The organism is Streptosporangium nondiastaticum, assembly GCF_003011965.1.
In the GTDB taxonomy this organism is placed as follows: domain Bacteria; phylum Actinomycetota; class Actinomycetes; order Streptomycetales; family Streptomycetaceae; genus Streptomyces; species Streptomyces nondiastaticus.
The window spans coordinates 1-10,789 of record NZ_PXWG01000188.1; the positions used below are offsets into that span (position 1 = coordinate 1).

At 73.4% G+C, this 10,789-nt stretch carries 6 protein-coding genes, 1 tRNA gene, 1 pseudogene and 1 riboswitch; all 8 genes and pseudogenes read right to left on the reverse strand.

The window, feature by feature from the left end; all coding sequences use genetic code 11:
* Positions 1-102: 102 nt before the first annotated feature.
* Positions 103-1,047, reverse strand: coding sequence for an aldo/keto reductase (locus tag B7P34_RS33195; RefSeq protein ID WP_106681885.1), 945 nt, complete (start codon positions 1,045-1,047; stop codon positions 103-105).
* 68 nt (positions 1,048-1,115) lie between these two features.
* Positions 1,116-2,441 (reverse strand): M23 family metallopeptidase, encoded by a 1,326-nt coding sequence (locus tag B7P34_RS39535; RefSeq protein ID WP_286157536.1) that lies wholly within the window; start codon positions 2,439-2,441, stop codon positions 1,116-1,118.
* A gap of 9 nt (positions 2,442-2,450) precedes the next feature.
* A riboswitch (cyclic di-AMP (ydaO/yuaA leader) is annotated at positions 2,451-2,593 on the reverse strand.
* 216 nt (positions 2,594-2,809) lie between these two features.
* Positions 2,810-3,892 (reverse strand): annotated as a pseudogene (locus B7P34_RS39850) (PP2C family protein-serine/threonine phosphatase); the annotation flags it as partial.
* Positions 3,893-4,130: 238 nt separating this feature from the next.
* Positions 4,131-5,762 carry a DEAD/DEAH box helicase gene (locus B7P34_RS33210; protein WP_106681887.1) on the reverse strand — a complete coding sequence of 544 codons (1,632 nt, stop codon included), beginning with the start codon at positions 5,760-5,762 and terminating at the stop codon, positions 4,131-4,133.
* A 266-nt stretch (positions 5,763-6,028) separates the two neighbouring features.
* A complete protein-coding gene (locus tag B7P34_RS33215) occupies positions 6,029-6,232 on the reverse strand; it encodes a cold-shock protein (RefSeq protein WP_030367061.1) in 204 nt (67 codons plus the stop codon).
* 235 nt (positions 6,233-6,467) lie between these two features.
* Complete coding sequence (locus tag B7P34_RS33220) at positions 6,468-7,316, reverse strand: DUF6227 family protein (RefSeq protein ID WP_223268485.1); 849 nt, start codon at positions 7,314-7,316, stop codon at positions 6,468-6,470.
* Between the two features lie 664 nt (positions 7,317-7,980).
* Positions 7,981-8,053: transfer RNA gene (locus B7P34_RS33225), tRNA-Lys, on the reverse strand.
* A 132-nt stretch (positions 8,054-8,185) separates the two neighbouring features.
* A complete protein-coding gene (locus B7P34_RS33230; protein ID WP_106681888.1) occupies positions 8,186-10,378 on the reverse strand; it encodes a DEAD/DEAH box helicase in 2,193 nt (730 codons plus the stop codon).
* Between the last annotated feature and the right edge of the window lie 411 nt (positions 10,379-10,789).

Genomic DNA, 10,789 nt, shown 5'->3' on the forward strand with positions numbered 1-10,789 from the left:
CGTCGGACCCCTGCTGGCCGGCTTCGTCGTCCGTGCCATCAGCGTCGTCGTCCTGCGCGTCTACGGGCCCGTCGGCCGCCTCGCCGAGCGGCCCCTCGTCTGTTACGCCGACGCCTCCGTCAAGCGCTTCAGCTCCTCCTCCGTGAGCTTCAGGTCCGCCACCGCCAGCAGCGCCGGCAGCTGGTCCACCGTGCGGGCGCTGGCCAGCGGGGAAGCCACCGTCGGCTGGGCCGCCAGCCAGGCCAGGGCCACCGTGGCGAGCTCCGCGTCGTGGGCCGCGGCGATCTCGTCCAGGGCGGCCAGGACCCGGAGGCCGCGCTCCGACTCCAGGTACTTGCCGGCTGCCCCCGCGCGGGCGCTGTCCACGGTCGCCCCGGGGCGGTACTTGCCGGTGAGGAAGCCCGAGGCCAGGGCCCAGTACGGGACGGCCGCCAGGCCGTGCTGCGCCGCCACGGACGCCAGGGCGCCCTCGTAGGTGTCGCGGGAGACCAGGTTGTAGTGGGGCTGGATCGCCACGTACTTGGCCAGGCCCGAGGAGTCCGAGAACTCCAGGGCCTCCCGCAGACGCTCCGGCGTGATGTTGGAGGCCGCGATCTCGCGGACCTTGCCCTCCTTCACCAGCGCGTCGAGGGCCGTGATGAACTCCTCCACCGGCACCGACGGATCGTCGTAGTGCGTGTAGTAGAGGTCGATGTAGTCGGTGCGGAGGCGGCGCAGGGACTCCTCCACGCCCGACTTGATCACCGACGCCCGCAGGCCCCGGGGCTCGGGGACGCCCGCGCCGACCTTGGTGGCGAGGACGATGTCGGCACGATTGCCGCGCGAGGCGAACCAGTTGCCGAGGACGGTCTCCGACTCGCCGCCCCGGTTGCCCGGGACCCAGGCCGAGTAGACGTCGGCGGTGTCGATGAAGTTGCCGCCCGCCGCCGCGTACGCGTCGAGGACCGCGAAGGACTCCGCCTCGTCCGCGGTCCAGCCGAAGACGTTGCCGCCGAGGGCGAGCGGGTGGACGGAGAGGTTGCCGATCTTCTTGTGAATGTCAGCCATGCATCACCTCAACGTCCTTGCGGGAGCAGGTATTCCGTTTCCGCCCCGCTCGCCGGCGGCGTCGTCGGCTACGGCTGCAGGCCCCTGCCCCGCAGCCACCCCAGCGGGTCCGTCGGCGCGCCCCCGCCCGGCCGGACCTCCAGGTGCAGATGCGGCCCGGTGACGTTGCCCGTCGCACCGACCCGGCCTATGACCTGGCCCGCGGCGACCTTGCCCGACGTGACCACCATCGACGACAGGTGGCAGAACCACAGCTCCGTGCCGTCGTCGAGCCTCAGCACGATGCGGTAGCCGTACGCCCCCGCCCAGCCGGCCTGAGTGATCGTTCCGCCGCCCACGGCCTTCACCGGCGTGCCGGTCGGGGCGGCGAAGTCCTCGCCCGTGTGATGCGCGGACCACATGTTGCCCGCCTGCCCGAAACCGGCCGTCAGGGTGTACGAGCCGACGGGGAGGGTGAATGCTCCGGAGTGGCGGGATGGAGCGGGCGCGGAGGCCCGGCCCGGCCTCTCCCTCTTCTCCGTCCGCCTCTCCGTCTGCTTCTCCACCCGCTTCTTTTCGGGTGCCCGCTGCTTCTCGGGTGCCCGCGTCTCCGCCTTCGTCTTCTCCGGCGTCTGTGCCTGCTCCTGCGCCTGCGCCCACTGCGGAGTCCGCGCCTGCTTCTGCTCGGCCGCCGCGGCCGCCGCCGCCCGCGCCGACTCCGCCTCGGCCGCCTTGCGCTCCGCCGCCTGCTTCTGCACCGCCGCGGCCGCCCTCACCCGGGCCGCCTGCGCCTCGGCCTCGGCCACGCCCTGCTGATGATCGGCCTGCTCCATGATCCTCGCCCGGAGCGCCTCACCCGCCCGCGCCGCCTCCTGAGCCACCTCGGAAGCGGCCGTACCGGTCTCCTCGCCGACCGAGTCGGCCGTGCCCGCCGCGCTTCCCGCGAAGAACGAGCTCACCCCCGGCAGCTGCGCCAGGTCCGGCATGGATATGGAGGACGCCGGACGCTCCTGCGCACTCGCCATCCCGCCCGCGCCGACCGCCGCGATGACGCCCACGCCGAGCACGGCACCGCTACGGGCCATCGTGCCGCCCCGCTGCTTGACGACGCGGTGGCGCCCGCGGCCCGCGCCGAAGGAGAAGGCGCTGAAGGCGGAGGGCTCGTACGACCGCTCGTGCGCGGGCCGGTCCGCCTCGTACGACGGCTCCGGGTCCGGCTCGTACGGCGGTGCGTACGCCGGGACCAGCGGAGGATCGTAAGAGGCGTCCTCGTAAGAGGCGTCCTCGTAAGAGGCGTCCTGGTAGGGAGCGCGCTCATAGGACGCGTGCTCGTACGAGTCAGCGGGCTCGTACGGGGCAGCAGGCTCGTACGGGGCAGGTAGCTCGTACGGGGTGGCAGGCTCTCTGGATGCCACTAGGGCACTCCTTTCCTTCCTTCTCGCCTACCGGGTTAGCTGACGGGTTCGGAGCAGGAAGGTCTCCTACGGGCCACGTGCGGCCCGATTCACCCCAGGGTGGTGGTTCCCCGGTTCCCAGATCTTGCCGGTGTATCAGGTGGTGCTGTGCCCGCGGGATTCGGCGAAGGCGCACGGTGCACCGCCTCTTGTGGCGGTTGCGACGACCGCGCTCCGTTATCGAACGTTAATAGACATGCCGGGTGGATTCCAAGCCGAAAGCCCGAATCCACCGCACCCCCTGACAGCTCTTCACAGGACGTCCTCCCACGGAGCCTGTCGATGCTTTCCGCGACGTGCTGTTCGATGCGTTCGCCGCGCCGGATCGCCAACAGGGCCATGTCGTCGGCCGCCTGACCGCCCGAATGGCGCGTGACCTCGGCGACCAGGCTGTCCAGCAGCGCCTCCGGGCTCTTGAACTGCCGCCCCGTCAGCTCCGCCCGCGGGTCGTAGAACGTGCCCTCGGCATCCCTGGCCTCGGTCACCCCGTCCGTCATCAGCAGCAGCATCGAACCCGCGGGGAACTCCCGCTCCTCGGCCCGGTCCGCCCACACCCCCAGGTCCCCCAGCCCGAGCGGCAGGGCGGGCACGGTGGGGTCGGCCGCACCGACCCGCCCGTCCGCGTGCAGCAGGAGCGGCGGCGGGTGGCCGCGGTTCAGCAGGCGGAGTACGGGTTGCCCCGGCGGCAGCTCCGCCAGGACGGCCGTGGTGAAGCCCTCGTGCTCGTCCAGGTTCCCGCGCCGCGCGCCCTCCCGCTGCAGTGCGCGCTCCAGCCGCCCCGCGACTCCCTCCAGCGTCGGCTCCTGCTCGGCCGCCTCCCGGAACGCGCCGATCACGACGGCGACGGCCTCGACCGCGCCCAGGCCCTTGCCGCGGACGTCGCCGACGACGGCCCGTACGCCGTGGGGAGTGTCCTGGACCGCGTACAGATCCCCGCCGATCCGGGCGCCGGCATGCGCGGCCACGTAGCGCGCGGCCACCCGCAGGCCGCCGATGCGGGACGGGGGCGCGGGCAGGACGGCGCGCTGGGCGGCCTCCGCGATGCCGCGGGCGGAGGCGAGCTGCTGGTCACTGCGGCGGGCGATGCGGTTGATGCCCAGGGCGACCAGGGAGACCGTGCCGATGGTGGCGACCTCGGCCAGCGCCTCGCCGGTGTCGGACGGCCGGTGGTAGAGCACGAGGCCGATCGCGACCGCCACCGCGGCCAGGGCGGCCGCGGCGGTGGCGCGGAGGGTGTGCAGGGGCGCCGCCACGAGGGGCGCGGCGGAGAGGAAGGGGGCGCACGTGTAGTTCGCGGGCGCCCCGAGCCCGAACAGGGCTCCGCCGGTGATCAGGAGGGCCGGGAGCCTACGGGCAGCGCGGCGGACGGTGCGCCCCGCGGCGCGGCAGGCAGTTCGGCTCACCCCTCCCACCCTTCCGGGCGGGAGGTCACCGGGCGAACGGTGCTCGGCCGATCGGGGAAGGGACCGGCCGGGAAGGGACCGGCCGGCAAGGGACCAGCCGGGAGCGGTCCGGCTGGGAGCTGTCCGGCCGGGAGGAGACCAGCCGGGAAGGAACCGGCCGGGAGCAGCCCGGCCGGCCTACCGGATCGGCCGAGCTACCGGATCGGCCGGACTACCGGATCGGAAACCTCAGGAAGACTCGGAAGCCTCAGGAAGACGCCGGGCGCCGTGCGCCCCCGCCCACGCCCCCGTTGCCGCCGCGTCCACGGCCCCGCGAGCCCCGCGTCCCCCGGGACCCGCGCGACCCGGCAGCAGCCGCAGCCCCGCCGGCCGCCCCCGCACCGGAACCCGAGCCCGAACCCGTACGAGAGCGAGTGCGCGAACCGGAACCACCGCCGGAGCGGGACCCGGCACCCGAGCCCGCACCCCCGCCGCTGCGCTTGCGCGGCGCCGCCTGGGCCGGCACCGGCGCGGGAATGACGACCGGCACGCCGCTCGGCTCCTGGGCGCCCGTGATGCGCACGAGCTCCGGGTGGCCCGGGTCGACGGTGACGACGTTCGGGGAGATCTTCGCCGTGGCCATCATCCGGCTCATCTCGCGCCGCTGCTCGGGCAGCACCAGCGTGACGACCGTGCCGGACTCGCCCGCGCGCGCCGTACGGCCGCCGCGGTGCAGGTAGTCCTTGTGGTCCATGGGCGGGTCGACGTTCACGACGAGGTCGAGGCCGTCGATGTGGATGCCGCGCGCGGCGACGTTCGTGGCGATCAGCGCCGTGACCTGCTCCGTGCGGAAGAGGTCCAGCGTGCGGTTGCGCTGCGGCTGGCTCTTGCCGCCGTGCAGCGCGGCGGCGCGGACGCCCTCGGAGAGCAGCTTCTTCACCAGCCGGTCGGCGCCGCGCTTGGTGTCCACGAACATGATCACGCGGCCGTCGCGGGCGGCGATCCGGGTGACCGTGTCCTTCTTGTCGGTCTCGGCGACGTGCAGCAGGTGGTGGTCCATCGTGGCGACCGCGCCCACCGACGCGTCGACGGAGTGCGTCACCGGGTCGGACAGGAAGCGGCGGACAAGACGGTCGACGTTGCGGTCGAGGGTCGCGGAGAACAGCATCCGCTGGCCCTCCGGGTCGACCTGGTCGAGGAGCCGGGTGACCTGCGGCAGGAAGCCCATGTCGGCCATCTGGTCGGCCTCGTCCAGGACGGTGATCCGCACGTCACCGAGCTTGCAGTCGCCGCGCTGGATGAGGTCCGCGAGGCGGCCCGGCGTGGCGACGAGCACCTCGGCGCCGCGCGCGAGCGTCTGGGCCTGGCGGCCGATGGACATGCCGCCGACGACCGTGGCCAGCCGCAGGTTCACGGCGGTGGCGTACGGGGCGAGCGAGTCGGTGACCTGCTGGGCCAGCTCGCGGGTGGGGACGAGGACGAGCGCGAGCGGGCGGCCGGACTCGGCGCGGCGGCCGGCCGTACGGGCCAGCAGGGCCAGGCCGAACGCGAGGGTCTTGCCGGAGCCGGTGCGGCCGCGGCCGAGGACGTCACGGCCGGTGAGCGAGTTCGGCAGCGTCGCGGCCTGGATGGGGAACGGCTCGGTGACGCCCTCGCGGGTCAGCGTGGAGAGCAGCGCGGCCGGCATGTCCAGGTCGGCGAAGGAGGCGACCGGCGGCAGCGCCGGGGTCGTGCTCACCGGGGTCTCGAAGTCGCCCTGCGGGGCGGCGGGCCGGCGGTTCGCGGGCCGGGCGCCGCCACGGCCCTGCTGGGAGCCGCGGCCGGGCCGGTCGGAGCGGTCGGAGCGGTTCTGCTGGGGCCCGCGGGGCGAGCGGGTCGTCGGACGAGCGGAGCGAGTCATGCGGGTGGGACCTTCCCTCAAAGGGGGTGGACACGCCCGGAATGGAGACTTCGCATCGCGGGGCCGCCGCCCTGGGGAACGGGAACGGCAGAACGGCGGAAAAGCCTGGGCGCGCTGGGTGCGGGACGACGACGGCCGGTGCGCAGCGGGCGCCGGCCGGCGCGGGGGCAGCAATGGGGCCCGCACCCAGTGGTGCGGGCCCCATTGCCTGTGTGCTTCATGCAGAACCCGGGGCCGCCGTCAGGCGGACCGGGCGGGCATCATCGTCAGGCGGCGACGATGTTCTCGGCCTGCAGGCCCTTCTGGCCCTGCGTGACGTCGAAGGAAACCTTCTGGCCCTCGAACAGCTCACGGAAGCCGTTGGAGGCGATGTTCGAGTAGTGGGCGAAGACGTCGGGGCCGCCGCCGTCCTGCTCGATGAAGCCGAAGCCCTTTTCCGAGTTGAACCACTTCACGGTGCCAGTAGCCATGTCTATCTCCTTAGTGGATACACCCTCGACGGACGTCGAAAGGTGCAATGGGCCCCACACCGGAATAGACCGGCAAAAACAAAAATGCGCCGTCGGTTCACATAACCGTCAGGCGCACACGAGTTCATGGGTACCACAACTGAAACGTCAGTTCAGCGTAGCACACGCAAGCGCTGTTCCCTAGCACACGTCGGCGGCCCCCGTTCCACCGCCCGCCGACGGTGCCTGCCCGCTCCTACAGCTCCACGCCCTGCGCGCGGGCGTGCCGGTCCGCGGCGACCTCGGCCTCCGTCTCGTCCAGATAGACCTCGCAGACCAGGCGGCCGTCCCTGTTCATGTTGTGCTCCAGCTCCCAGAGGCTGAGCTCTCCCCCGCCCTCCAGCAGGAACGCGTGCTCGTAGAAGCGGCACCAGGTGGCGTCGCGCCCGGCGCCCCGGCGCCTCGGCTTGGTGATCAGCGCGATGTGGTGGCCGAGCGCCCCCTGGAGCAGCTCGCGCACCACCTCGCCGGGCCCGTCCTCGTTCTCCGCGCGCCGCAGCAGCCGCCGGGCGTGGTCGGGCGAGGCGTCGGCGACGTACTCCCGGCGGGGCTGGACCGGCCCCATGGCCAGCAGCAGCTCCTCCGCCAGCCAGGCCGGCAGCTCGTCACCCTCGCTCCCGGGCCCGATGCCGCCGCCGATCCGCTCGTGCACGCGCTGCTCGGCGCGGTCGAGGGCGCCCTCGTCGGCGTAGAGCTCGTAGACGAAGGCGTCCTCCGGGCCGGTGTCGTGCTCCAGCTCGAACAGCAGCAGGCTGCTGCCGTCGGCCAGCAGGAAGACGTGCCGGTACGAGTTGCAGCGCAGCGGGCGGTGCTCGTCGTTGCGCTGGCGGTACGAGCGGAGCTCCGCCTGGTGCATCAGCGCCGTCCGCAGCCGGGCCAGGACGGGCTCGCCGATCTCGAAGCCGTTCTGGGCCCGCTTCAGCAGTGCGGCCACGTGCTCGGTGGGCGTCGTCTCGGCCCCGGCGGCACCCGGGGCGCCCGCGGTGCCCGGGGCCTCCGCCGCCCCCGAAGCTCCCGCCCCGGCCCCCGCGGGCCCGGCCGGCACCTCGCCGCGCTCCGTGCGCCCCCTGTGCGCCCTGCACGCCGGGGACTGGTCGCCCCGCTCCCCTCGCTCGCTTCCGCTTCCGCTCCCACCGGCTCGCGAGTTCTCCATGCCTCCGACCTCCCGGCCCTCGCCGCACCCACCCCGCGCACTTACCGTAGCGGCGCGAACACAAGGCGGGTGCGGGGTTTCGGGGAACTGGGTGCACGGAGGGCCGGGCACGCGGGGGGCGTCCAAGGGTGGCTCGGAGGGTGGGGCGTGCGCGGCCCGTGCGCCCCCCGGCGGACACGGCCCCGGCGAAGGCGTCGCCGGGCAGCGGGAGCGTGCGGATTCGATCAGCCGGAGCCGGAGAAGATCCTGGTGCCGTCCGATGAGGTCTGAGGGCATCCGATGCTGCCCGATGCCGTCTGATGCCGTCTGATGCCGCGCGATGGCGTCCGATGGCGTCCGATGGCGTCCGATGAGGTCCGACGCGTCGTCCGACGAGGTTCGCCGGCGTATCCGCCACATGTCCCGCTGGTTCACGAGGAATTCGCGGACCACTCCCGGCCGGATGGGCACGCCATGCGCACGACGCGGGCCCCACAACGCCGGACGCCCCGCCCGGCAAGAACCGGACGGGGCGCTCCATCGCAGGTCAGCGGCGTAAAGCCGGACCCGCATCGCGTAGGCCGTGTGGGACTCGAACCCACAACCAATGGATTAAAAGTCCACTGCTCTGCCAATTGAGCTAACGGCCCGCACCCCGCAGCATAGCCCGGCCGACCGCGTTATCCCGAGTCGTTATGGCCGATGAGTTGGACGGACCCGTGGACGCAACGGGGCCCGTACGCCACCGAAGTGCCGTACGGGCCCCAAATCACCTGCGGTTATCAGCCGTTGCGCTTCCAGCGCGGCTTGTCGTCGCGGCGGCCGAAGGAACCGGCGCCACCACGGTGGTCGTCGCGGCGGCCGTTCGGGCGGTCGTGGCCGCCGGAGCGGTAGCCGCTCGACGGGCGGTCGTCGCGGCGGTCACGGTTGAACGGACGGTCGCTGCCGCCGGAGCGGAAACCGCCGCCGTGCGAGGGGCGGTCGTCGCGACGGAAGCCGCCGGAGGGGCGGTCGTCACGGCGGAAGCCACCGGAGCGGTTGTCGTCACGACGGAAGCCGCCGGAGGGGCGGTCGTCGCGACGGAAGCCACCGGAGCGGTTGTCGTCACGACGGTCGTCACGGCGGAAGCCGCCACGGTCACCACCGCGCTCATCGCGACGGTCGTCACGACGGAAACCCTCGCGGTCATCGCGACGGAAACCACCAGAGGGGCGGTCGTCGCGACGGAAGCCACCGGAGCGGTTGTCGTCACGACGGTCGTCACGGCGGAAGCCGCCACGGTCACCACCGCGGTCGCCACCGCGCTCATCGCGGCGGTCGCCGCCGCGGCGCTCGAAGTTGCCCCGCTCGTCGCGGCGCTCGTGGGCCGGAGCGGCCTGCGCCGGGACGGACGCGGCGGCAGCGGCCTCCTCCTCGGCCTTGGCCTCGGTGGCGGCGGCCTCGGCGGCAGCGGCGACGGCGGCCTCCGGGTCCTCGCCGCGCTCGCGGGCGGCGCGCGCCAGCAGGCGGTCGGCCTCCTCGCGGAGCTCGGTGGCGCGGCGCTGCGCGCGCTCCAGCTGGCGGGTCAGGTCGGCGAGGTCGCGCTCGGCCTGCTTGGCGGCGTTGGCCGCGGAGTCGGCCTGCACCTCGGTGAGGGAGCGAGCGCCGGTGATCTTGGCGACGTCCTCGTCGAAGGCGCCGGCGCCGCCGACGATGTGGCGCGAGGCGTCGACGCCCGCGTCCTCCATCAGGCGGAAGATCTGCTTGCGCTGGTGCGGCAGGGCCAGGGAGACGACCGTGCCGGACTGGCCGGCGCGGGCGGTGCGGCCCGAGCGGTGCAGGTAGTCCTTGTGGTCGCCGGCCGGGTCGACGTTGAGGACCAGGTCGATGCCGTCGACGTGGATGCCGCGGGCGGCGACGTCGGTGGCGACCAGGCAGTTCACGTAGCCGGCCTTGAAGTCCTCCAGGACGCGGCTGCGGGCGCCCTGGGTCATGCCGCCGTGCAGGGCGTCGGCGCGGACGCCGGCGTCCAGCAGCTGCTCGGCGACGCGGTCGGCGCCCAGCTGGGTGCGGACGAAGATGATGGTGCGGCCCTTGCGGGCGGCGATGGCGGCGGTGACCGGCGCCTTGTCCTTCGGCTTCACGACGAGGACGTGGTGGGTCATGGTGGTGACGGCACCGGCGGAGGGGTCGACCTCGTGCGTGATGGGGTCGACCAGGTAGCGCTTGACGAGGGTGTCGATCTCGTTCTCCAGCGTCGCGGAGAAGAGCAGGCGCTGGCCGCCGGACGGCACCAGGTCGAGGATCTCGGTGACCTCGGGCAGGAAGCCCATGTCGGCCATCTGGTCGGCCTCGTCGAGGACGGCGACCTGGACCTTGTCGAGCGAGGCGGCGCCGCGGTTGATGATGTCGCGCAGACGGCCCGGGGTGGCGACGAGGATGTCGACGCCGCGCTCCAGGGCGTAGATCTGGTTGCCCATGGACGTACCGCCGCAGACGACCTTCATCTTGAGGCCGAGCACGTCGCCGTACGGCTGGAGGGCGTCCGCGACCTGCATCGCGAGCTCACGGGTCGGGGTGAGGATCAGGCCGCGGGGGCGCTTCTTCTCGGTGAAGCCGCCGGCCAGGGTGGACAGCAGCGGCAGGCCGAAGGAGAGGGTCTTGCCGGAGCCGGTGCGGCCGCGGCCGAGGATGTCCTTGCCGGCCAGGGCGTCCGGGATGGTCGCGGCCTGGATCGGGAAGGGGGTGGTCACGCCGTTCTGCGCGAGCTTGCGGACGATGGCCGCGTCCAGACCGAGGTCACCGAAGGTGATCGTCGGCTCGGCGGGCTCGGCGTCAGCGGTGTCGACGTCAGCGGTGTCGGGGGAGTCGACGGCCTCGGCGGCGGTGTCGGGGTTGAGGTCCGCGGTGGTCTCCGCGGCGGCGTCCGCCTCGGCGACGATCTCGACGAGCTCGTCGTTCGCGGGCATGACGGTCTGCTCAGGGGAAATGGACATGCGAAATGCGAAACCTTCCGGAGTTTCGGCACGCGCCCAAGCTCCGTGTCGGCTTCACAAATGACCGCCTCGATGCGGTCAGCCACGGCAAGGTAAGGAACGCGCCACACGGCGCGCTTCTGCAGGCGCCGGGCAAATGGGATCAAACGATCTACCACCATACGCACTCGCACCCCCGGGACGCAACCCGCCGTCCCCGTCCGGCGGCATGGCCTGCGCCACAGGGTCCGGCATGACGTGCGCCACAGGGCCCGGCGCGGCCTACGCCACGGGGCCCGCCGCCTGCGGCCCCGGCTGCGGCGAGGGCGGCGGCGAGGACGCGGGCGGCGGGGTGGAGGACTGCGACGTGGGGGCACTCGGCTGGGGAGCCGGCTGGGTGGACGCGGGCGGGTGGGGCGCGGGGGCCGTGCC

Bases quoted from the DNA above. Each gene is read 5' to 3' on its own strand.
- B7P34_RS33230 (WP_106681888.1), bottom strand. From the start codon at position 10,378: ATGTCCATTTCCCCTGAGCAGACCGTCATGCCCGCGAACGACGAGCTC.
- B7P34_RS33195 (WP_106681885.1), bottom strand. From the start codon at position 1,047: ATGGCTGACATTCACAAGAAGATCGGCAACCTCTCCGTCCACCCGCTC.
- B7P34_RS33215 (WP_030367061.1), bottom strand. From the start codon at position 6,232: ATGGCTACTGGCACCGTGAAGTGGTTCAACTCGGAAAAGGGCTTCGGC.
- B7P34_RS33210 (WP_106681887.1), bottom strand. From the start codon at position 5,762: ATGACTCGCTCCGCTCGTCCGACGACCCGCTCGCCCCGCGGGCCCCAG.